Source organism: Allobacillus halotolerans, from assembly GCF_018967645.1.
Taxonomy (GTDB): domain Bacteria; phylum Bacillota; class Bacilli; order Bacillales; family Alkalibacillaceae; genus Allobacillus; species Allobacillus halotolerans.
In genome coordinates, this window is sequence record NZ_JAHLZF010000001.1 from 1 (window position 1) to 23369 (window position 23369).

The 23369-nt window shown below is 38.2% G+C and carries 27 protein-coding genes; 21 read left to right on the forward strand and 6 right to left on the reverse strand.

Annotation, left to right across the window (positions count from 1 at the left end; translation table 11 throughout):
* The first annotated feature begins 285 nt into the window (after nucleotides 1–285).
* From KQ486_RS00005 to KQ486_RS00040, 8 genes are all read left to right on the forward strand, one after another.
* Entirely contained in the window at nucleotides 286–681 is a 396-nt protein-coding gene (locus KQ486_RS00005) for a MerR family transcriptional regulator (RefSeq protein ID WP_216686446.1), read from the forward strand.
* An 83-nt stretch (nucleotides 682–764) separates the two neighbouring features.
* The gene (gene glnA / locus KQ486_RS00010) at nucleotides 765–2099 is read left to right on the forward strand and encodes a type I glutamate--ammonia ligase (protein WP_216686447.1); all 1335 of its coding nucleotides are present in this window, start codon (nucleotides 765–767) and stop codon (nucleotides 2097–2099) included.
* A 380-nt stretch (nucleotides 2100–2479) separates the two neighbouring features.
* Nucleotides 2480–3199: a hypothetical protein gene (locus KQ486_RS00015; protein WP_212367593.1), complete on the forward strand. Its 720-nt coding sequence runs from the start codon at nucleotides 2480–2482 to the stop codon at nucleotides 3197–3199.
* 423 nt (nucleotides 3200–3622) lie between these two features.
* A complete protein-coding gene (locus KQ486_RS00020; protein ID WP_212367595.1) occupies nucleotides 3623–4261 on the forward strand; it encodes an Ltp family lipoprotein in 639 nt (212 codons plus the stop codon).
* A gap of 412 nt (nucleotides 4262–4673) precedes the next feature.
* A complete protein-coding gene (locus tag KQ486_RS00025; RefSeq protein ID WP_144159150.1) occupies nucleotides 4674–4898 on the forward strand; it encodes a hypothetical protein in 225 nt (74 codons plus the stop codon).
* A 3-nt stretch (nucleotides 4899–4901) separates the two neighbouring features.
* A complete protein-coding gene (locus KQ486_RS00030; protein WP_212367597.1) occupies nucleotides 4902–5225 on the forward strand; it encodes a YolD-like family protein in 324 nt (107 codons plus the stop codon).
* A gap of 24 nt (nucleotides 5226–5249) precedes the next feature.
* Complete coding sequence (locus KQ486_RS00035; RefSeq protein WP_236782476.1) at nucleotides 5250–6518, forward strand: DNA polymerase IV; 1269 nt, start codon at nucleotides 5250–5252, stop codon at nucleotides 6516–6518.
* 90 nt (nucleotides 6519–6608) lie between these two features.
* On the forward strand, nucleotides 6609–7346 hold the full coding sequence (locus KQ486_RS00040; RefSeq protein ID WP_216686448.1) for a class I SAM-dependent methyltransferase: 738 nt from the start codon (nucleotides 6609–6611) through the stop codon (nucleotides 7344–7346).
* A gap of 84 nt (nucleotides 7347–7430) precedes the next feature.
* Here the strand turns inward: KQ486_RS00040 and lexA are convergent, their stop codons facing one another.
* Nucleotides 7431–8051, reverse strand: coding sequence for a transcriptional repressor LexA (gene lexA, locus KQ486_RS00045; protein ID WP_144159141.1), 621 nt, complete (start codon nucleotides 8049–8051; stop codon nucleotides 7431–7433).
* A gap of 156 nt (nucleotides 8052–8207) precedes the next feature.
* Here lexA and KQ486_RS00050 point away from each other — a divergent pair, with 156 nt between their 5' ends.
* From KQ486_RS00050 to KQ486_RS00075, 6 genes are all read left to right on the forward strand, one after another.
* On the forward strand, nucleotides 8208–8438 hold the full coding sequence (locus tag KQ486_RS00050; RefSeq protein WP_144159138.1) for a DUF896 domain-containing protein: 231 nt from the start codon (nucleotides 8208–8210) through the stop codon (nucleotides 8436–8438).
* Nucleotides 8439–8592: 154 nt separating this feature from the next.
* Nucleotides 8593–10602, forward strand: coding sequence for a transketolase (gene tkt, locus KQ486_RS00055; RefSeq protein ID WP_216686449.1), 2010 nt, complete (start codon nucleotides 8593–8595; stop codon nucleotides 10600–10602).
* A gap of 151 nt (nucleotides 10603–10753) precedes the next feature.
* On the forward strand, nucleotides 10754–10996 hold the full coding sequence (locus tag KQ486_RS00060) for a YneF family protein (RefSeq protein WP_144159132.1): 243 nt from the start codon (nucleotides 10754–10756) through the stop codon (nucleotides 10994–10996).
* Between the two features lie 154 nt (nucleotides 10997–11150).
* A complete protein-coding gene (locus tag KQ486_RS00065; RefSeq protein ID WP_216686450.1) occupies nucleotides 11151–11855 on the forward strand; it encodes a cytochrome c biogenesis CcdA family protein in 705 nt (234 codons plus the stop codon).
* Between the two features lie 76 nt (nucleotides 11856–11931).
* Entirely contained in the window at nucleotides 11932–12387 is a 456-nt protein-coding gene (locus tag KQ486_RS00070) for a Na(+)/H(+) antiporter subunit B (RefSeq protein ID WP_216686451.1), read from the forward strand.
* 4 nt (nucleotides 12388–12391) lie between these two features.
* The gene (locus KQ486_RS00075; protein ID WP_216686452.1) at nucleotides 12392–12868 is read left to right on the forward strand and encodes a CcdC family protein; all 477 of its coding nucleotides are present in this window, start codon (nucleotides 12392–12394) and stop codon (nucleotides 12866–12868) included.
* Between the two features lie 40 nt (nucleotides 12869–12908).
* On the opposite strand, the gene KQ486_RS00080 is transcribed toward KQ486_RS00075, so the two are convergent.
* Entirely contained in the window at nucleotides 12909–13340 is a 432-nt protein-coding gene (locus KQ486_RS00080; protein WP_216686583.1) for a DUF2621 family protein, read from the reverse strand.
* Nucleotides 13341–13568: 228 nt separating this feature from the next.
* Here KQ486_RS00080 and KQ486_RS00085 point away from each other — a divergent pair, with 228 nt between their 5' ends.
* The 7 genes from KQ486_RS00085 (at nucleotide 13569) to KQ486_RS00115 (ending at nucleotide 20109) form a co-directional block, all read left to right on the forward strand.
* On the forward strand, nucleotides 13569–14615 hold the full coding sequence (locus KQ486_RS00085) for an ATP-binding protein (protein ID WP_216686453.1): 1047 nt from the start codon (nucleotides 13569–13571) through the stop codon (nucleotides 14613–14615).
* Nucleotides 14616–15132: 517 nt separating this feature from the next.
* Complete coding sequence (gene acnA, locus KQ486_RS00090; protein WP_274237220.1) at nucleotides 15133–17841, forward strand: aconitate hydratase AcnA; 2709 nt, start codon at nucleotides 15133–15135, stop codon at nucleotides 17839–17841.
* A gap of 213 nt (nucleotides 17842–18054) precedes the next feature.
* Nucleotides 18055–18633: a TlpA family protein disulfide reductase gene (locus KQ486_RS00095; protein ID WP_216686455.1), complete on the forward strand. Its 579-nt coding sequence runs from the start codon at nucleotides 18055–18057 to the stop codon at nucleotides 18631–18633.
* A gap of 78 nt (nucleotides 18634–18711) precedes the next feature.
* Nucleotides 18712–18858 carry an FbpB family small basic protein gene (locus KQ486_RS00100; RefSeq protein WP_144159108.1) on the forward strand — a complete coding sequence of 49 codons (147 nt, stop codon included), beginning with the start codon at nucleotides 18712–18714 and terminating at the stop codon, nucleotides 18856–18858.
* Nucleotides 18859–18916: 58 nt separating this feature from the next.
* On the forward strand, nucleotides 18917–19150 hold the full coding sequence (gene tlp, locus KQ486_RS00105) for a small acid-soluble spore protein Tlp (protein WP_216686456.1): 234 nt from the start codon (nucleotides 18917–18919) through the stop codon (nucleotides 19148–19150).
* A 239-nt stretch (nucleotides 19151–19389) separates the two neighbouring features.
* Nucleotides 19390–19809: an acyl-CoA thioesterase gene (locus tag KQ486_RS00110; protein ID WP_216686457.1), complete on the forward strand. Its 420-nt coding sequence runs from the start codon at nucleotides 19390–19392 to the stop codon at nucleotides 19807–19809.
* A 3-nt stretch (nucleotides 19810–19812) separates the two neighbouring features.
* Nucleotides 19813–20109: a hypothetical protein gene (locus KQ486_RS00115; protein ID WP_216686458.1), complete on the forward strand. Its 297-nt coding sequence runs from the start codon at nucleotides 19813–19815 to the stop codon at nucleotides 20107–20109.
* A gap of 77 nt (nucleotides 20110–20186) precedes the next feature.
* Here KQ486_RS00115 and yidD read toward each other — a convergent pair whose 3' ends face one another.
* From yidD to plsY, 4 genes are all read right to left on the reverse strand, one after another.
* Nucleotides 20187–20429 (reverse strand): membrane protein insertion efficiency factor YidD, encoded by a 243-nt coding sequence (yidD, locus tag KQ486_RS00120; protein WP_144159096.1) that lies wholly within the window; start codon nucleotides 20427–20429, stop codon nucleotides 20187–20189.
* A 21-nt stretch (nucleotides 20430–20450) separates the two neighbouring features.
* The gene (folE2, locus tag KQ486_RS00125) at nucleotides 20451–21371 is read right to left on the reverse strand and encodes a GTP cyclohydrolase FolE2 (protein WP_216686459.1); all 921 of its coding nucleotides are present in this window, start codon (nucleotides 21369–21371) and stop codon (nucleotides 20451–20453) included.
* Nucleotides 21372–21452: 81 nt separating this feature from the next.
* Nucleotides 21453–22646 (reverse strand): CapA family protein, encoded by a 1194-nt coding sequence (locus KQ486_RS00130; protein WP_338082053.1) that lies wholly within the window; start codon nucleotides 22644–22646, stop codon nucleotides 21453–21455.
* 44 nt (nucleotides 22647–22690) lie between these two features.
* On the reverse strand, nucleotides 22691–23272 hold the full coding sequence (gene plsY / locus KQ486_RS00135; RefSeq protein WP_144159090.1) for a glycerol-3-phosphate 1-O-acyltransferase PlsY: 582 nt from the start codon (nucleotides 23270–23272) through the stop codon (nucleotides 22691–22693).
* Between the last annotated feature and the right edge of the window lie 97 nt (nucleotides 23273–23369).

Sequence of the window (23369 nt, forward strand, 5' to 3'; positions counted from 1 at the left end):
AGCCACCCGATCAGCCGCTCTAACCGCCCGATACATGAATCAATCCGCCCGATATTTGTGGTTAGACGCACCTTCTTCTCAAGAAATATTCATTTTTTCACCGGCAGGTTTCTTTTGGTCCAGATTCATTTTTAATTTTAAATGATTACCAGATTACCAAAGAATAATTCAATAAATACAACCCAATGACGAGCTAATGTTTCAAGTCAGGTGTGTGTCAACTTTCTTAACATTCCTTGACAACTTAATTTTCTAAAAATATACTTTACTTATGGAGGGATGAAAATGGTAGCGATGGACCGAAAAGAATTGCCGTTATTCTCGATTAGTATTGTAACGTCACTCACTGAATTAACGCCTAGGCAAATTCGTTACTATGAAGAAAAAGGATTGATTGCACCAACCCGATCTAAAGGGAAACAACGTCTGTTTTCTTTTTATGATGTTGATCGACTATTGGAAATCAAAAAATTGAAAGATAAAGGCGTTAATATTGCAGGAATAAAAGAAGTTTTAGGAATGGAAAAAAAGGGAATAAGTGAAAGGGCGATCGAAAGCTATCGTAAAGATTTAACGGAAGATGAGTTGCATCGTTTATTGAGAAGTGAATTGATGGAATCCGGATATGTTAATCATTCTTCCATCAATCGCGGAGACTTGTCTCGGTTTTATCATCCCTAATATATGTATGAGCGTCAACATCGTTACTATTTTGATCCCCTCAAAATAAAAAGTTTTTATGATATCAGGAGGAATAAAAAACAGTGTCAAAAATCACAAAAGAAGATGTGTACAAAAGGATTGAAGAGGAGAATGTTCGATTTATCCGACTTCAATTTACCGATTTACTTGGAACAATCAAAAACGTTGAAATTCCATTAGGACAACTCGAAAAAGCTTTAAATAACGAAATGATGTTTGATGGTTCTTCAATCGAAGGCTTTGTCCGTATTGAAGAGTCCGACATGCGTCTACATCCAGATTTGGATACGTTCGTTGTTTTTCCATGGACCTCCGAAAAAGGAAAAGTCGCTCGTTTCATTTGCGATATTTATAATCCTGACGGAACACCTTTCGAAGGTTGTCCACGCTATAACTTAAAACGAAACTTAGAACGAATGGAAAAACTAGGCTTTACAGCATTCAATATTGGAACAGAGCCCGAGTTCTTCTTATTCAAATTAGATGAGATGGGTGAACCATCGATGGAATTAAACGATAAAGGCGGTTATTTCGATCTGGCACCGACGGATTTAGGTGAAAATTGCCGACGTGATATCGTGTTAGAACTTGAAGAAATGGGCTTTGAAATTGAAGCATCCCACCACGAAGTCGCACCAGGCCAGCACGAAATCGACTTTAAATATTCAGACGCGATCAGACACTGTGATGATATTCAGACGTTTAAACTGGTTGTTAAAACAATTGCACGTAAACATGGTTTACACGCGACCTTTATGCCGAAACCATTATTCGGTGTAAACGGATCCGGAATGCATGCGAATATGTCACTATTCAAAGAAGGCGAAAACGTATTTTTTGATGAGAATGGTGAAGAACAGTTAAGTAAAACGGCTTATCAGTTTACAGCTGGAGTTTTGAAACATGCTGTGAACTTTACAGCAGTCACCAATCCGACTGTAAACTCTTATAAACGATTGGTCCCAGGCTATGAAGCTCCATGTTACGTCGCCTGGTCAACACAAAACCGTAGCCCGCTTGTTCGTGTACCAACATCTCGTGGATTGAGCACACGGATTGAGGTGCGCAGTGTCGATCCAGCTGCAAATCCATACATGGCAATGGCAGTTATGCTGGCGGCAGGATTGGACGGCATTGAAAATGACCTTGATGTGCCAACACCAGTCGACCGTAATATTTATGCGATGAACAAAAAAGAAAGAGAAGAAAATGGTGTACTTGATTTACCTGCTACTCTCTATGAAGCCCTTCAAAAATTAGTGGAAGATGAAGTCATGAGAGAGGCGATGGGTGAACACCTATTGAATCATTTTGTTGAATCCAAAGAGATTGAATGGGATATGTTTAGAACCCAAGTCCATCCATGGGAAAGAGAGCAATATTTGAACGGATTTTAATAGGATAAAAGTTGACATATTTGAGTTTAATATCTGTTGGAAATTGTGGGAATGATGATAAAGAAACATTAGTAAATCATCTCCTCCCATACTTTCCGCAGATTTTTTATTTAGAAAACACTCTATCACAATAATGTGGATTTTTGACATTCGAAACAATAACAATAAAATTGGTGTTATCTATCTCAATATGAAGAACATTTAATTTTTTGAATAAAATTAAAATCTATTGGCTGATAAAGAGCTAACTTAAAAAATATAATCGGCATAAGCAATTCATTATCTGTTTACTACTCTTTTTCATCATTTGTTACTAATTCACTATCTATTGTGAATTCACCATAATATTGTATAATGTTGGTGGAAAGGGAGGTAGTTAAATGCAGAAAAAGATATATATATTATTAGCTTTTGTATTATTTGTTTTATCGGCATGCAGTGCTAGTGCAGATGGGGAATTAATTCACGATGACATCCGCTCTGATACTGATCAACTTCTTAAAATCACTGAAAAAGCGAATGAAGAAAAAAGAGAACTAGAAGTGAACGAGAGAAGTCTATTCGACGATTACAAATACAAATATTACGTCGGAAAGTTTTATGATGGTAATAGTAATAGTGAGTATGAAATGAATGATTTAGAAAAGGAACTTGTACGTAGGGTTTCCAGCTTGGCATTATTTGTTAATCCAAGTGAAAGTTTATCCAGTGAGAAGAGCGGCTATGATGTTTTTAGAGAAAACGTAGATGAATTATTGGATGCAGAAGAAATTCCCGATGAGCTCGTTGACAAACATATGACCTATGAAAAACAGAATGGTGTTAATGAAACTTTTGTCGAGGATGCTAAAAAAGTTTTTAATTTCTTTGACGAAGCAGAAGGAACAATCACAGACACCTATGTAGTAGATTCTTTTTTGCAAAATTATACTTCAGAACATTTAAAAGTTAATGATACTTATTATATGCACAATGAGCTGTCAGATGATATTCAGTTTTACATAGAAATGTTAAATGATCAAATGTGGGAAGAAAATAGGTTGAATTTACATGATGTTGACGAATTGGAAAATTTGATTAAAAGAGCGGAAAGATATTAATGGAGCCAATTTAGGTTCCATTTTTCTTGTTGGTTTGTGGCCAATCTTACATTTCACCAAAACACTTTTGGTTACAAATCGACCATAAAAATATTTTTAGTCATCTTAATCTATTAAAAAGAGTCCAATGTCATCCATTCACTTCGCATCCAATTTTTTGAACACGAGAGAATACACACTGCAATAATTTTATAGCAAAAGCTAAGACAGAGCGTGTAAATATTTGAAAATATTTTGTTACAAATAGCTCTTTTATTATATTCTCAATTAGAATATAATGTAAATGACATAGTGAATTCGGGAGGTGTGTTAGTTTTTATAAGAAACTTTGGATTGATTTGAAACAAGGATGTAACTTGATTTAATAAATTAGTTGTTCTAAAAGAGTTATCTAGAGTTCTATACAAGAAGGAGAGGATAGTAATGTCAGAAAAAACTAAGAAACCTATATATAAAAAGTGGTGGGTATGGTTAATTGTAGTCGTCGTGCTTATTGGTATTGGAACATCAGGGGAAGAAAGTGAAACGGTCGACGATACGAACAGTGAGCAAGTTGAAGAAGTGGAAGCAGATAGTCAAAGTGAGGATAGCAGTCAAGAGGAAAGTGAGAATAATTCTTCAGAATCGGATGAGGAAGAGCCAGTAAAAGAAAATGAAAAAGAAGAGTCATCAGAGAATCATGAGCAAGAAGATTCAGCAGATAATCAAGAACAACAAGAAACAACGAATGATGATTCAGGCGAATCAAATGAATCAGAGGAAAAAAAGGATTTAACAATGGGTCAAAAAAATGCGATTCAGCAAGCTGAAAATTATTTGAGCATGATGGCCTTTTCTAAGTCAGGACTTATCGAGCAATTAGAATATGAAGGATACAGTACGGAAGATGCAGAGTTTGCGGTAGATAATATAACAGTAGATTGGCAAGAGCAGGCAACTCTCAAGGCAAAAGATTATCTTGATAATATGTCTTTTTCAAGAAGTGGATTAATTGAGCAATTAATCTTCGAAGGTTTCAGCGAGGAACACGCTAATAATGCAGCAGATGCAGTTGGATACTAATGTATAGCTAGCTGCTTGGCTGAGTGAGTAAGTATCTTACTATGTTTATGATTAAAACAGAAAGAAGCGAAATAAAAAGTATAAAAGTTCGCTTGAGTGATATCGGGCTTTAAATGATTATGAAGTTGTTTTTTACTAATACTTTTTTCATCAGCTTCGCTGGTTAAAATCCTGCCGAAATATTGGTGGGATTTTTTTATTGGTGAGTATGATGTTTACCCGATAACGGATGCCAATATCAATAGTTAACCTTATTAAGTTTTTTTCTTTAAATTTAATTGTAAGCGCATTCATTGACTGATAACTTCTTTTTACGAAAAAAATCATAGATCCCCCGTATTACAAAATTAAGTTTTGTGGTATACTACGAACAGACGTTCACAAAACAAACGTTCTATTGGAGGGGTGGCTAATGAATAACTTATTCAATCGTTCATTGAGAGAAAAAACAAAACTTGAAGTGATTTATATAAAGAAAAATGGCACGACTACCCAGCGTGTGGTTCGAGTGATTGCTGTTTCCGAGGATCATATCCTTGCTTATTGTTTTTATAAGCGTCAGGTGAGACGTTTTAATCGAGAAAATATTTTAGCTGCACTGCCGGTAGGAACAAGAAAAGAGCAAATGGGGGCATAATCGATGCATAAGGACCGTGGAACGATGAAGTGGTCCTCGCTCATGCTGCCTGAGCATGTGGAAATTTTGCAAGAGTTATGGCAAGAGGACCGTTATGAAAAGAAACCGACTATTGATGAACAACAAATGGAATGGAACGAACAATTGCTTCAAGAGGCTTATATAAATCAATCACTGATTCAAGTTACGCATTATAACGCAGGCACATATCACAAAGAGCGTTTGCGTGTAATGTATATGGAACCAAGTACACGATCGATTCGTTTTACAGACCAACAAGATGATCGAAAATATATTTCGATTGAAAACATTTTACAGATTGAATAACGATGCGTGGAAGGAGAAGACAGGATGGAAGAAACAGTGGATTATTCAATCTATCCGAGACATGATGTGTTATGTATTGATATGAGGTCTTTTTACGCAAGTGTCGAGTGCATCAAGCGTGGACTTGATCCACAAACGACGTTGCTTGCAGTGGTGGGAGATCCGAATCGAAGTGGAAGCATTGTGCTCGCCGCTTCTCCCGCCTTAAAGAAAAAATATGGCATCTCCAATGTCAGCCGTTATTTTGAGTTGCCGGATGAACCAGATATTTTAATTGCACCAGCACATATGGGAGATTATTTAAACGTTTCTGTGGAAATCACAAAAATGATCACCGACTTCGTTCCGAAAGAGTCCGTCCACGTTTATTCGGTGGATGAATTATGGGTGACCGTCGATGGATTGGAACGTTTATATGGATCGGTGTATGAAATCGCTGAACTCCTGCAACAAAATATCCGTGATCAATTTGGTATGGAGTGTGTTGTCGGGATCGGTGACAATAAATTCTTGGCAAAGGTCGTCATGGACATTCATGCCAAAAAAGCAGCCGACGGAATTGCCGAATGTCGGTACGAAGACGTCTCGCGATTGCTATGGCCAATTCCCATCGAAAAGATTTGGGGCATCGGTTCGCGAATGATGCGCAACTTGAACCGAATGGGAATCGTTACACTTGGCCAATTGGCTCATACGCCACTGACTGCATTGAAAAAACGTTTTGGAATTATGGGCGAACAGCTTTATTGGCATGCGTGGGGTGTTGATTTAAGTCCGGTTACCGGCAACTTCACCAAAGACGAGCAAAAAGGCTACGGCCACGGAATGACGCTTTTAAGAGATTATGAAAAAAGTGAAATCTATGCTTGCTTACTTGATTTATGTGAAGAAGCATGCAGACGGGCGAGAAGAGATGAAAAAGAAGGGCGCACCGTACATCTGGGGATCGGCTATTCAACTGAAACAGGAGGCGGATTCAGTCGCTCGGTTTCACGGGATGTCGCCAGCAATGAAACCTTAGATATTTATGAGATGTGTCTGCATTTATTCCATAAATTTTATGATGGAGAAAGTAAAATTCGTCGGGCATTTGTCACGCTAACCAACCTAAATGATGAAGTAGGCACACAGCTCGATTTATTTGAAAATCAAGTGAAAAAAAGAAGTGTCGGGGAAGTCATGGACCACATTCGCGAAAAATATGGTTCAACAGCCATTCTTCGGGCGAGCAGCTATACGACGGGGGGAATTGCTTTAGATCGAAGCAAGAAAATCGGTGGGCATTTTGCATAGAAGTGGTTAGAGAAGTAACTAACTGCTTCTTTTTTGTTATGGCTAGAGCCGAGTGGGGTATAGATAAATAAAAAACATTCGGAGGTACCCATGGACAAAGAAACGAAGCAAATTCGCCAAGAAGAAGTAGAATATCACCAACAATTTTATCAAGAACATGAATTATTTGAAGAGGGAACTTGGTTGGAGGAACCGATTCCTTCCGTCATGGATGCCTTTCAGCTCATTCGACAAAAACCAAATTTACGCATACTGGATTTAGGGTCTGGAGTCGGCCGGCATAGCATTCCAATCGCAAAAGATATCAAGAGCCGGGGCGGTATAATAGTTTGTGTCGACTTACTCGAGGAAGCTGTTGAAAACCTGAATCATTATGCGAAGGAATATGACGTTCAGCAAGTAGTTGAAGCTGTACAATCCGATATAGGAGACTATCGAATGAAAGAAAATCAATTTGATTTTATTATCGCTGTATCCAGTTTGGAACATACAAGCTCAGAAACTGCATTTAGAGAAGTACTAACGCGCATGGAAAGAGGGACGAAGCCAGGAGGCATCAACTGCATCATCATTAATGCAGAAGCATCTGATCAACAAGAAGAAAAGACGATGGAGATTGACAAGCCAACTGAGGAGTTGCTGTCAGAGTTGGATCTTCACTATAAGGGATGGGAAAAAATTAATCGTTTTATTGAACCTTTGGCGTTTCAAACCGTTCGTGGTGGTGAATCCATGTGGTTGTATGCTAGAGCAATAACTTATGTAGTCCGAAAAAACGAACAAAGTAACGGTTTTCAATCAGAAATGAAAATAGATCAAAATACGTGAATTTGTGGTTAAATTCATGTGTTTTATTTAGTTGAATGTCATAAAAAACACCTGAACCGGTTGTCGATTCAAGTGTTTGGCGTATTAATGAATATTTCTATACAGTCCGATCACTTTACCCAAAACGGTAACCTGATCCAAGATGATCGGTTCCATCGTTGGGTTTTCTGGCTCCAAACGGTAGTTGTTTTTATCTTTGAAAAACCGTTTAACAGTTGCTTCATTTTCTTCAGTCATCGCGACTACAATATCTCCGTTATCAGCGGTTGCTTGTTTCCGAACAATCACAAGATCTTCATTAAAAATCCCGGCCTCTATCATACTATCACCTTGAACGGTAAGGACGAATATGTTCTCTTCGGAAGCGGCAATCCCAGCTGGAAGAGGAATATATTCTTCAATGTTTTCGACGGCCGTTATTGGCTCACCGGCTGTTACTTTTCCGACTAAGGGTGCATAGATTGCTTCCCGTTCATGTACAGCATTTTCGTCTACATAGATGATTTCAATGGCGCGTGGCTTTGTCGGGTCGCGACGAATAAAGCCTTTGTCTTCTAGCCTGGATAGGTGACCATGGACGGTTGAGCTGGATGCAAGCCCGACAGCTTTTCCAATTTCACGAACAGAAGGTGGATATCCTTTTGATTTTACTTCGCTTACTAAAAAGTCGAATATGTCCTTCTGACGTTTGGATAGTTTCTTCATACTTTCTTTCACCCCTACGTCTTTATTTACTATTTGTAGTATACCAATAAAGAGCCTGGATAGCAAACGTTCGTTCGTTGTTTATACAGAATTCTTGTTTAAAATCACAAAACCATTTAAAATACGGATAAATAGTTGAAAAAAGGAGTTTATTTCATGCTTTCTAAAGATAAATTGAACCGCATCAGTGAACTATCGAAGAAAAGTAAATCGGAAGGATTGTCTAAAAGCGAAAAAGAAGAACAGCGCGAATTGAGAGAAGAATATTTACAGGAATTTCGCGGAGCATTCAAAAATCATTTGAAATCCATTAAAGTAGTCGATCCAGAGGGTACCGATGTGACACCGGAGAAATTAAAAGAAGAAAAAAGACGTAAAGAACATTAAACGTGCAAATCAGATTTGGTTTGCACCTTTTTAAAATGACAAATTTGTCGGAATTTCGAAAGAGTTTGTGTGACCTTTGAAATAACTTGTCAAATGAACAAATTAATTATAGCATTGAGAATGGAATAAAGAAGTGAAGGGAGTCTTCTATAAGATGAGCGAGAATATTGAGTCCTTAGCAATAAATACGATTCGAACGTTGTCGATTGATGCAGTTGAAAAAGCAAATTCTGGTCACCCAGGTATGCCAATGGGGGCTGCTCCAATGGCCTATACGTTATGGACAAAGGTAATGAATCAGAATCCAAAGAATTCAAATTGGTTTGATCGTGATCGATTTGTTCTTTCTGCTGGTCATGGTTCAATGTTGTTATATTCATTGTTACATTTATCAGGTTATCAAGTTTCTCTAGATGACATTAAAAACTTCCGTCAGTGGGGTTCGAATACACCAGGACATCCGGAATTCGGTCATACAGACGGTGTGGAAGCAACAACTGGACCACTGGGCCAAGGAATTGCAATGGCTACTGGTATGGCGATGGCTGAAAGATATATGGCTTCCCAGTATAATCGTGATGATTTTGAAGTCGTTGATCATTACACGTATGCGATTTGCGGTGATGGTGACCTAATGGAAGGTGTTTCTCAAGAGTCAGCTTCCCTTGCAGGTCACTTAAAGCTAGGAAAGTTAATTGTGATGTATGATTCAAACGATATTTCATTGGACGGTGACTTGGATCGTGCGTTCTCAGAAAGTGTAGAAGATCGCTATAAAGCTTACGGATGGCAAGTCATTCGCGTGGAAGACGGAAATGATACGGAAGCGATTGAGCAAGCGTTGAAGGATGCGAAAGCAAATAAAGAGCAACCGACAATGATTGAAGTTAAAACGGTCATCGGTTATGGTTCACCGTCGAAATCCGGTAAATCAGATGCTCACGGAGCACCATTAGGCTCTGATGAAGCGAAAATGACAAAAGAATATTATAAGTGGACATTCGAAGAAGATTTTTATATTCCAGAAGAAGTGAAAGAGCACTTTGAAAAAACAGTAGCTGAGCGTGGCCAGCAAGCTGAAAACCAATGGAATGAAATGATGGAGAAGTATAAAGAAGCTTATCCAGAGTTGGCAAAAGAATTTGAAAACGCATTGGCAGGAAATTTAGCGGAAGGCTGGAATGTTGACCTACCTAGCTATGACGAAAACACAAAGCCTGTTGCAACGAGAGCCGTCTCTGGTGAAATTATCAATGCAATTTCATCAAAAATCACAAACTTCATCGGTGGAAGTGCCGATCTAGCTGGTTCAAATAAGACAGCTGTAAAAGAAGAAGATGATTTTAAATATCCAACATACAGCGGTCGGAATGTGTGGTTTGGTGTCAGAGAGTTTGCGATGGCTTGTGCCATGAATGGAATGGCGCTTCATGGCGGCTTAAGAGTATACGGAGGAACATTCTTCGTATTCAGTGATTACATGCGCCCAGCCATTCGTTTATCTGCACTAATGGGTGTACCGGTAACCTATGTGTTTACACATGATTCAATCGCTGTTGGTGAGGATGGACCGACACACGAACCAATCGAACAGCTATCTTCTTTACGTGCAATGCCAAACTTGTCGTTAATTCGTCCAGCAGATGCGAATGAGACAAAAGCTGCATGGGAGCAGGCTATTCAAGCAGAAGGACACCCAACAGCACTCGTATTGACACGTCAAGGACTTCCTGTACTTCCGGAGACTAATGAACGTGCAAGTGAAGGTGTACAAAAAGGTGCCTACATTCTAAAAGAAGCTGAGAAAGAGATTCCAGATTTACTCCTGATGGCTTCAGGATCAGAAGTCCAATTGGTTTATGAGGCAAGTAAAAAATTAAAAGAAGATGGTATTGATGTACAAGTGGTCAGTATGCCATCCTGGGATCGATTTGAAAAACAATCTACTGAATACAAAAGTGAAGTATTACCGAAAGCAGTCACTAAACGACTGGCCGTCGAAATGGCCTCACCATTCGGTTGGGAACGCTATGTCGGCTTAGACGGAACTGTGCTCGGAATTGATCAATTCGGCGCATCAGCACCAGGAGATGTCGTCATTGAAAAATACGGATTTACAGTAGAAAATGTTGTTAAAGAAGCAAAAGAGCTTATGGGTAAATAATAATCTCAAAGTGAGGTTCTTTTACGGAACCTCACTTGATTATGTGAACTATTCATAAAATTTGTTATTATTCATATGAATATTGCTATTGTTTTTAGTGATTCGTTTTAATATAATGTGTACGAGTCAACAAGAAGGAGGAAGTAGAAGCATGAGCACGATTTGGGTTGTATTAATTGCTCTTGCAACATTGGTAATCGGGCTGATCTTAGGTTTCTTTATCGCCAGAAAGACAATGATGAATTACTTGAAGAAAAACCCACCAATTAATGAGCAAATGTTACGTACAATGATGATGCAAATGGGTCAGAAACCATCACAGAAAAAGATCAATCAAATGATGCGTGGTATGACACAACAAATGGAAAATCAAGACAAAAAGAAGAAAAAATAACGATGAAGGGTGAGCAGGCGGATCGAATGCTTACCCTTTTTTGTCTTTCTAATAGATCGTCATGAAACTGTCAATCCTTTTATTCTATATTTGGCGGTCGATCTGTTAATCTGAAAGTGGGTTAAAGTTTTAATTTGATTGGAGCGTGAGCGAATTGGCGGACGTAAATATATTCCTCGCATTTGGAGCGGGATTTCTTTCGTTTATTTCACCATGTGTATTGCCGCTTTATCCGGTATTTCTTTCCTATATTACTGGAATGAGTTTAGAAGAATTGAAAAATGAGAAGGGTATGTTAAGAAAACGAAGTATGCTACATACACTCTTTTTCTTAATCGGTTTTTCTTCCATTTTCATTATGCTTGGATTTTCAGGATACGTAATTGGAGATTTTCTCATTCAATACCGTGATTTAATTCGCCAAGTGGGTGCGCTATTAATTATCTTCTTTGGGTTTGTCATGTTGGGTGTATTTAACTTTGATTTTCTAATGAAAGAACGAAAAGTCACCTTTAAAAATCGGCCATCAGGATACTTTGGTTCTGTTTTAATTGGTGCAGCTTTCTCCATGAGTTGGACACCATGTACGGGACCGATTTTAGCAGCAGTCATCTCGTTGGCCTATACCAACCCGGAATCTGGCGTTATCTTAATGTCTGCGTATTCCTTAGGTTTTGCGATTCCGTTTTTCATCCTGTCATTCTTTATCGATCGGATGGGTTGGTTAAAACGAAATTCACAAAAAATCATGAGAATCGGTGGCTATATCCTGATTCTACTTGGAATTGCATTGTTTCTTGATTGGTTACGCATTTTGACAGCTTATTTAGCAAACTTGTTCGGTTTCACAGGCTTTTAAGCACAGATTTGATTCCTGTTACACAAGTATATTAAAATAAGCTTTAGAACAAATCGTCTGAGGGAGCATTTTACTGATGAAAAATTACAATGACCTAATTTTACGCACAATGACACAGTTAATCGCCTTCATTCTATTAGGGTTCTCTGTGTATTTGTTCTTTGCTGGTCATAATTCGCCAGGTGGGGGATTTATTGGCGGATTAATGACCGCGGCAGCATTTATTCTCATGTACATCACTTATGGATTTGATAATATGTCAAAAGTATTGCCAATCAATTTTCGTGCAGTGCTGACAATCGGTTTGTTGGTTGCGACGTTATCAGGCATTGGAGCTTTTGTTTTCGGTGAACCGTTCTTAACACAGACGTTCGGTTATTTTAATTTGCCAATTATGGGTGAAACAGAGCTGGCGACCGCAATGATTTTTGACTTAGGGGTGTACTTAACTGTTGTCGGTGTCACAATGACAATTATTTTGACAATCGCTACGGACCAAAAGGAAGATTCACAAGAACAGGCAGGGATGTAAGCTTATGAAAACGTTCTTTGTCATCACTGCATCCATTGTTGCTTTTTTTATGGCGATCGGAATGGTTTTTGTTCGGATGAAAGCAGCGAATAGACCAACATCGGTAAAGCGAATCGTATTGCCGCCGTTGTTCATGAGCACAGGAGCATTGATGTTCATTTTTCCATATTTCAGAATAGAATGGATTCAAGTAGCTGAAGCAATCGGTGTTGGGGTTATATTTTCGATATTTCTCATTTTTACATCAAATTTCGAGTATAAAGATGGAAATATTTATTTAAAACCTTCCAAAATATTTCCGATTATTTTAGTAGTTTTATTAGTCGTTCGACTTTTTGCCAAACAATACATGGGTCAATACATTGAACTCGGTGAGTTAGCGGGGATGTTTTACTTGCTTGCATTCGGTATGCTATTTACATGGCGGATGGTCATGCTTATCAAATTCTTGAGCTTTCAAAAACAAATGATTCCAAAATAAAAGGTAAAGAGTTGCAAGTATTCATGCAGCTCTTTACCTTTTATAATTCTAACAAGTGTTCATATCGGTTAAAATCGATATTTTTTTCATTGAGCGTTTTGACCAAAAATTTATGGTCTCTTTTAGGTGTTGCTTTAATATATCCTTCAATCATGACATCTAACGTGATCTTTTCTTTACGTCTTGCTAACGCTAGCTCGGCAATCTTCGCAGCGATTTTTTGTTTAGCGACATCCCTAAATAACTGAGGTACAGGTTCAACTAATTCATTGAGAAGTTTTTTCGAATCGTCATCCCACATATGCAGTGATTCATCGATATAATATTCTTCCCAGTCAATAATTGATTTCCCATCTGCTTTAGGCATCTTTTTCAAGAACTTCCGAAACATGAAAAAGCCACCGATTCCCATCAGAACGACCAACAATGTTGTCCAACCAATAATCAGTAATGCTATGAATGTATCCAATATCCTTCACTCTCTTCAATAAATCAATACAATTCTATTCTCATTATACGACGAAGAGTGACGATTCTCAATCGAATAACCGTTACAAATTCATGAAAATGTCACTTGATAATTTAAAAATTTTAGACAATTTACTTCTTTTTGGCTATTATTATAAACAGGTGTAATAATCTGTTATCTCTCCTCATAATTTGTATTAATGTTTTAACAAAGAGGGTTGGTGGAGAATGAATGCATGAAAATGGTTGTAATGAAGAATTTTTAGAGAAAGTTTTTGAATGGATTGATGGGCAGATGAGTGATTATTTTTTTATCTGTGATGAACAATTAATTATTCAATATGTATCATATTCAATAGAGAAAGTTGGATTCTCACGAGAAAAGGTAATTGGCAAATCTGCCTTTACATTCATTGATTCAATTGATTCTGAAAAATTCCAACAAGAGGTCAATCAACTGAAAGTTAATTCCATTAAAAAAGATGTTTTTCGAGTCATTAATGTAAACAATGAGCTGAAACGTCATGAAATATCTATGGGGAAAATGGTATACGATCAAACAGGGGAAACGTTTTATATTTTTTTATCAAAAGATATTACGCGCATTCTGGAAACTAAAAATTTATTGATCCAATCGGAGAAACTGTCAAGCGCTGGCCAACTAGCGGCAAGTGTCGCTCATGAGATTCGCAATCCGCTCACTTCATTAAAAGGATTTTTACAACTCATGGAAGCAGGCATGGATAATGGAGATACTTACTTAAAAATCATGAAAGAAGAAATTGAAAAAATCGAAGCAATCTCAAAAGAATTACTATTTATTGCCAAACCCTCACCCAATGAATTCAAAGAAGAGAATTTGATGGAATTGGCAGGAGAAGTATGTCTGTTGATGAATTCCCAAGCTCGTATGCATGACATCCGATTAAGTAAGAAATTTGACCGAGAAGAATATATGTTGAATTGTGACCGATCACAGATCAAACAGGTGCTAATTAATTTAATCAAAAATGCCATAGAAGCAATGGGAGAGAGTGGGACGATAGAGATCCACATCCATACGAAAGATCAATTATTGATCGAAGTATTGGATGAAGGTCCAGGTGTCCCTGAAGAAATGAAAGAAAGAATCGGAGAACCATTTTTTACAACGAAACAAAATGGGACAGGCCTCGGTTTAATGGTGACCAAGCAAATCATAAAAAATCATGGTGCGAACTTAGAGATAGAAGACCGAGATGTGGGAGGCAGCAACTTTCGAATCCTATTTGAAACGTAAGTAGCTTTCCGAAGTACTCTCCAGCTGACTCGGGGTTATAGCGAGCTTCTATAGGACATTCCGACATATATCTCAGCTGACTTGAGGTTATAGAAGGCTCCTATAGGACATTCCGATATACATTCCAGCTGACTCGAGGTTATAGAGTGCTTCTATAAGACTTTCCGAAGTCGTTTTTTAGCTCGTTTAAGGGTATAGAGCACTTCTATAGGACATTCCTGCGAACTTTTCAGCTCGCTCGAGGTTATAGCACACTTCTATAGGACTTACCGGTATTATCTTTGTTCACTCGACTGTATCGGGTACTCCAACTAAGTGTCATCAAAGATCTTTGTGCCGTAAGTGTCATGTTTTTAAGTGAATTGTCGCATACTAAAGAAAAATTTCCGGTCAATTATTTTACTTATAATCTATTTTCATATAAAATGTAATACGGCAGAGTCAATGAGAATTCTGTAACTATGTCTTTAAGTAATCTATTAAACAATCAAACTACATAATTAAGGGGGTAACAATGATGGCAGACAATAATGCTTTTAATGCCAAAAAACAATTTGAATTGAATGGCAAAACGTACAATTATTATCACATGAAAGCATTGGAAGAAAAAGGTCTAGGAAAGATCTCCGAATTACCTTTTTCAATCCGTGTCCTACTAGAATCTGTTTTAAGACAGTATGATGGACACGTCATCAAGGATGAGCATGTTGAGAAATTAGCTCAGTGGGTGAAAGGTGAAAAGGTGGATGTTCCATTTAAACCTTCTCGTGTCATTTTGCAAGACTTCACTGGTGTTCCAGCTGTAGTAGATTTGGCTTCTTTGCGTAAAGCAATGGTAGATATGGGTGGAAGCCCAGACCAAATCAACCCTGAAGTACCTGTTGATCTAGTTATTGACCACTCCGTACAAGTAGACGCATATGGTTCACCTGATGCACTTCGCGTGAATATGGAAATGGAATTTGACCGTAACATGGAGCGTTATGAATTCTTGCATTGGGCTCAGAAAGCTTTTGACAACTACCGCGCTGTTCCACCAGCAACAGGTATTGTTCACCAAGTAAACTTGGAGTACCTTGCAAATGTTGTCCATGAAATCGAAAAAGACGACGGTACGTATGATGCATTCCCTGATACATTGTTCGGTACTGACTCACATACAACGATGATCAATGGTCTAGGTGTATTAGGCTGGGGTGTCGGTGGTATTGAAGCTGAAGCTGGAATGCTTGGTCAGCCTTCATATTTCCCTGCACCAGAAGTAATTGGTGTTAAATTAACTGGTAAATTCCCAGAAGGTGCAACAGCAACTGACTTAGCGCTAAAAGTTACACAAGTTCTACGTGAGAAAAACGTTGTTGGTAAATTCGTAGAGTACTTTGGAGATGGATTAACATCTATGCCGCTTGCTGACCGTGCAACAATCTCCAACATGGCACCTGAATACGGAGCAACTTGTGGTTTCTTCCCAGTTGATGAAGAAGCACTTAAATACTTACGTTTGACAGGTCGTTCAGAAGAGCATATCGCTCTTGTCAAAGAATATTTACAGAAGAACGATTTATTCTATACACCTGATCAAGAAGACCCTAAATTCACAGACTTGGTTGAAATCGATCTTTCTGAGATTGAGCCAAATCTATCTGGACCAAAACGTCCTCAAGACTTGATCAGACTTTCTGATATGAAAGAATCATTCAACAAGTCCCTGACTGCTCCACAAGGTAACCAAGGATTTGGATTGAGTGATGAAGAAGTTGCTAAAGAAGCTGTCGTTAAATTTAACGATGGTACTGAAGCTACAATGAAAACAGGTGCATTAGCCATTGCAGCAATTACGTCCTGTACCAACACATCTAACCCACATGTTATGTTAGGTGCCGGCTTGCTTGCGAAAAATGCTGTAGAAAAAGGATTGAATGTTCCTGCTTATGTTAAAACTTCATTGGCACCAGGTTCAAAAGTTGTTACAAACTACCTTGAAAACTCAGGTTTAATGGAATACTTAAATCAGTTAGGGTTTAACTTGGTTGGTTACGGTTGTACAACTTGTATCGGTAACTCTGGACCATTATTACCGGAGATCGAAAAAGCAATTGCAGATTCTGATTTAACTGTTTCTTCTGTTCTTTCCGGTAACCGGAACTTTGAAGGTCGAATCCACCCACTTGTACGTGCAAACTACTTGGCTTCACCACCATTAGTTGTTGCTTATGCACTTGCTGGTACAGTCGATATCGATCTTATGAATGAACCATTAGGTCAAGATCGTGAAGGAAACGATGTGTTCTTTAAAGATATCTGGCCAGCATCTGATGAAATTCAAAAACAAATTGATGCAGTTGTCACACCAGAGATCTTCCGTAAAGAATATGAATCTGTTTTCAACTCCAATGAAAAATGGAACCAAATTGAAACAACGGATCAGCCATTGTACGATTTTGATGAGAATTCAACATATATTCAAAATCCTCCATTCTTCGAGAACATGGCGAAAGATCCTGAAAGTATCAAACCACTTAATGGACTACGTGTCATCGGTAAGTTTGGTGATTCAGTAACAACAGACCATATCTCACCAGCTGGTGCGATTCCAAAAGATATGCCAGCAGGTAGGTTCTTGATGGAAAAAGATGTTTCACCACGTAACTTTAACTCTTACGGTTCTCGTCGTGGTAACCATGAAATTATGATGAGAGGTACATTCGGAAATATCCGAATCCGTAATGAAATTGCCAACGGAAAAGAAGGCGGTTATACAACGTACTGGCCAACTGGAGAAGTTATGCCTATTTATGATGCAGCAATGCGTTATCAAGAGGATGACACTGGTTTGGTTGTTATCGCAGGTAGTGACTACGGAATGGGAAGCTCCCGTGACTGGGCTGCCAAAGGTACAGACTTACTAGGGATCAAAACGGTAATTGCTGAAAGCTTTGAAAGAATTCACCGTTCAAACTTAGTGATGATGGGTGTATTGCCACTTCAGTTCCAAAAAGGCGATACGATTGAATCACTTGGTCTAACTGGTAAAGAGACATTTGATGTTGACGTTAATGAAGACGTTAAACCAGGAAGTCTCGTAAAAGTAACTGCGACTGATGAAGACGGCAAGAAGACTGAATTCGAAGTCGTTGCACGTTTCGACAGTGACGTTGAGTTAGATTATTACCGTCATGGTGGTATCTTACAACTCGTCCTACGTAACAAACTAGAAACTGTGTAAGTATAAATATCATATAAACCCGAAAGTCGTTCTAACGGCTTTCGGGTTTTGTTTTGCATTTAACGTTCTCCAATCGGTCATGTATTCACAGTTTTGTTATCTTCCGAGTCAATGGTTATTCATATTTTTGATATGATAGAGTAAATAAAGTAGGTTTTACCCTAGCATCATCACAGTAATGTGAATGAGAATGATCGAGGAGGAAGAAAGCAAATGATCTTCAAAAGATTGATCGCACTCGGTGTCATACTTACATTAAGTGCAGTGATTATATATAATCTTGTTGACGATGACCAGAATGCTCAAAACGGTTCTGATGACGGAATGATCTTCATACAGCCGGATGGCATGGATGTAGATACAACGGATATTGAGGCTGGAGACGTGCCGCCGAACTTCCAATTAGAGACCCTTGATGGACAAACAAAACAGTTGCAAGATTTTAAAGGTAAAAAGGTTTTCGTGAATTTCTGGGCAACCTGGTGTCCGCCTTGCCGAAAGGAGATGCCTCATATGCAAGAAATTCAAGACAAGTATGATGATGTTGAAATCGTTGCTGTGAATGCTTTGAACTCTGAAACATCTGTAGACAAAGTGCGAGAATTTGTTGAGGAGAGGGATCTTACTTTTCCAATCCTGCTAGACGAATCCGGTGAAGTAACGCTTCGCTATCAAGCAATGAGCCTGCCCGTCACATATTTCGTGAATTCTGAAGGCATCATTCAGCTTCCTAAACAAGTGGGCCCGATGACATATGAAGAGATGGAGGAAAAAATAAAAAAGCTCGATTAAGTATAAAAAAGATTTAATTGGACAATTCTACATAGTAGATGTAAATCGAAAATCTATGTAGGAAGGAAGTTATGATTGATGCGAAGAAATAACCAAGTATCTTTTCAAACACTGATTCAACAGGAAAAAGACCGAATCATGAAAGATCCAAAAGAAATCGATAAAATATATGATCGGTTGGATCAGAAGTTTGAAGTGGTCAAGCAGGCTAGTCCTCATGCATAACATTCACCTATTCTGACAAACTACTCAATGAATAAAGAATAGAAGGAGAGTGGTTATTGTGTCAGATAGAAATCCAAATCCAGATGATCGTTCGGATAACGTTGAGAAACTACAAGCAAATATTCAACATACGATTCAAAATCTCAGAGAAGCAGAAGCATCAATGGAAACAGCTTCTGACGAACAGAAGGAACAAATACGACAAAAGAATGAGAAAAGAAGAGAATCACTAGAAGCGATGAGAGATGAAGTTCGAGATGAACATGCGTATCAGCAACGTCTAGAAGATTAAACTTATGGACTACCTCGTACGAAAGGATTTTTTCTTTGTACGGGGTATTTTTACATCGCACAAAACATTTTAGATTACATAACTATTATTATGTAAACTAAAGTGATCATCTTCCTTGAGAAAATATTCCCTCTTTAAAATATCAAGCATGGGCGATAACTCCTTTTCATTCATGCGGATTTACCAAAAAATATGATACGATAAGATAAGATTAAAGAGAAAAGAAAGGGAGAAGCAAAATGGTTATCAATGAAACAGATGTTGTAGTACGTTATCAAGAAACAGACCAAATGGGGGTTGTCTATCATTCAAATTATTTTGTTTGGTTTGAGATCGGACGGACCCGGCTAATTGAGCAGTTAGGATTTGATTATTTAGCGATGGAAGAAGAGGGGATTTTAGCACCAGTCATAGACATACAAGCATCTTATAAGACGCCTGTGAGATATGGACAAACTGCGAGAGTCGAAACGAAAATATCAGAATATAACGGTTTTCGAGTAACATATTCATATAAGGTTTATACAGAAGATAATCAGCTATCTGTTACTGGTACATCGACCCATGTTTGCGTCAAAAAATCGAATTTTAGACCGATTTCAATCAAAAAGCATTTCCCTAAACTACATGAGACTTATTTAAATGCAGTGGAGTCGTAAAAAATGGCATTTGGAATTAAAAGAGAAGAGCTTGTTCAATGGAAAAAAGAAGTTGAAAACGGAGAAATTGCTTTTTTAACACATTATTGGTTAGATCATCGTTTTCCATCCATGAAAACCGTCACTAAAGTCGGTTGTTGTGATGTAGAGAAGCTAGTTGCTTGGGGAAAGAAACATGGGTTGAAAAGAGAATGGATTGATTTCCACGAAAAGTATCCTCATTATGACCTGATTGGAAGTTTCCAAGAAGATATTTTAAAAGCAGAAGGTATGCTTGAACAATTAAATCGATTTAAATAGAGAAAGCTGTTCCTTTAATCCAAACGGATGGAAAGGAACAGCTTTTTTTTATGCCTATTTCAAATTGACAATCAACCTTATGAATGGTTAGATTTTTCCTGTTTCTTCAGGTCAGGTACAGGATCGAAGCCGCCAGGATGGAATGGATGGCATTTCAAGATTCTTTTTATACTTAAATACAACCCTTTAAAAGCGCCAAAGCGCTGGATAGCGGTTAAGCTAAATTCAGAGCATGTAGGCTGAAACCTACATGAGGGTCCTAGAAGTGGTGAAATCCATTTCCGATACAATTTGACTAGCCCAATCAACAAATATTTCATACACAACAGACCTTTTTATCATTATTCCGTACGTTTATCATAAGTTACCGAAGCGATTGCATCATGTAGATGAATGGATTCTTCGTTTTCACACGCAACGTAAAACTTTTCAATGATATCAAGTTCATAAAGATCAGCAGCTACAAGGCGTACCATATCTTCGACAAATCGTGGATTTTCATAAGCCTGCTCAGTAACCATTTTTTCATCCGGTCGTTTTAAAACAGGATGGATTCTTGCACTGGCATTGGATTCCGCAGCTTCAAGCAACATGGCCTTCCAATCTGTTTGACGCTCATCAAAATCTTCGACAAGCTCAACTTCCATCGTCATGTTACCTCGTTGATTGTGCGCGCTATATTCACTAATTTCCTTAGAACAAGGACATAAAGTAGTCACTTTACCGGAAAGGCCGACAGTTATTTGGTGATGATCATGCTCATCATAACGAACGTGAATCCAAGCATCTGCATGGTTCATCCCAGCCATATCTGTATAAGGGGCTTTACGTTCAAAAAACCAAGGGAACTCGACTTTCACTTCTGCGTCTTTTTGTTCAAGTCGTTCTTTTAAATCACGGGTAAATTGCTTCAATGATTCAATGCTCAAGGTAAAACCTTCGCTATGATAATGATGCAATTGTTCAGTAAATCGGCTCATATTTGTTCCTTTTGAATCTTGGGAGATCGAGGAAGCAAAGTAGAATTTACCGATTGTCGTCTGTGTCTCCGGTACCATCGAACTAGTAATTTTAATCGGATGTTTAACATTTGAAATACCAACTGCATCTAATTCAAATAAGAAATTTTGCTTTGTATTTTGTAAATCCTTCATTTTTTCTTTTTCATGAGGCTTTGTTCGAGGTCCTGGCGGTACAGAACCGAATAATTTATGTCTTTCTTCTTTACTGGGAAGTTGTTTTGGATTGTATGAGTTGTCCATATCTAGATCTCCTTTCTGGTTAAAGCAATCTCACTGTAACCACAACCTCTAGTATACACGATTCAAAAGGATTGTTTCAATTTATTGAACCGCCCCGAAGTTTGTCGGAAAGTCAATTTTATCGGTGAATGATTGCAAATGTTTGATGGTTTCTTGGTAAATTTGATCAGCATTTTTTAAGCCATATTGATCAGCATCTGAAAGAGGGACAATCTTAAAATTCCGATTGTTCTCTGAGTAATTATACGTTGGAATCATTTGAGCATCTGAAATCTGATAACTTGTTTCATTGTGTGTTCTTTTCTTTGTGAGTTTAATTTGTGAGATCGCACGGATATTTCGATCAAGTCCATCTTGATTGGATAAAAAGTTACCTAGTGAGTACATAACAAAACGATCATGGCTATTTTCGCTTGAGACCCAATCCACGGGTTGCAACACATGAGGGTGGTGACCGATGATGACATCGGCTCCGTTATTCGTGAGTAAATCGGCTAGATAAATTTGTTCGTCATTCGGCAAAGGTTCGTATTGTGTGCCGAAATGCATACTGACAACAACGAAATCTGTTTTGTCTTGTAAATTTTCAATATCCGTTACTATTTTTTCCTGATCAATATAATTGACTAAATAGTCTTTTCCCTCTGGGACCGGAATGCCATTCGTTCCATACGTATAAGAAAGAAAGCCGACTGAAATATCTTTTTTAGTCAGGATACGAGGTGTGTTTCGATCTTCTTCATTACGATAGGATCCAACATAGCGCATATCAATTTTCCTTAAATAATCCGTTGCATTCATGATTGCTTGCTCACCACGGTCCAATGTATGATTGTTTGCCATGGACACGATATCCACGCCGACATATTGGAGAGCATCCGCTACCTCATACGGTGAGTTGAATGAGGGATATGTTGAAAGGCCAAGTTCTGCACCACCTAAAATCGTTTCTTGGTTAGCGATGGTTATGTCTGCATCCGAAATCAATGACTTTACAGGTTCGAACATTGGCTTGAAATTATACCCATCTTCTGTTTTGGCGTCTTCATAAACCGGTTGGTGCACGAGGATATCACCAATAGCATTCAATGTAATGGATGTTTCGTAGCTAGGTTTGTTTTTAGAGGAAAGGTTAGAATATCGAACTTCTTCGTGTGCTTCAGAGTCGAAGGACGTTTCTGTTTCTTTGTCGGAAAGTGTTGGCAAGAACAATAAAATGAGAACGATTACGAAGAGCATTCCAATCATCAAGCGATACGCATGTATCTTTTTCACTGTATATTCACCTCTTATTGTTCTTTATTCCCATCACTCAAACTCTAAAGCCATGTAATTTTTGGTTCCGTTTTATTTTTGATTCGTTTAATATTATCCGTGTGACGATAGATTACAAAAGTAGCCAATAACACCGTCACGATAATCAATCCGATATGTCTCATGAATAGCGCAACAATAACGGCGACAACGCCTGTTAGCATGGATGATAGGGAGACGTATTTTGATATCTTTAAAAAGACGAAAAACGAAACAAAAATAATAGCAAATAATAATGGACTAACCCCAAGAAGCACACCACCAGAAGTGGCTACAGCCTTCCCGCCTTTAAATTTGGCAAACAACGGAAATGAGTGCCCGATTACCGCAAATGCACCAACGATTAAGGGTTCCAACTGTGCGGCAAAAAGATAGACAAGCACAACAGCAAGTGTACCTTTTAAGATGTCCAAAATGGTTACAGCCAAACCGGCTTTCCATCCGAGTACTCGAAATGTGTTGGTGCCTCCAAGATTTCCACTACCGTGTTCGCGAATGTCCGTTTGATAAAAAGTTTTACCGATGACCAAACTGAACGGAATTGACCCTAATAAATATGCAATAATAGAATATATAACATAGTCCATTGAAACTCTCCCTTTACAAATAATTTTGTAACATGTTTCTTGTAAGGTAGTTACCATCTGTCTTTAAGACCTAGTGTTATTTTATCAGAAGTTATAG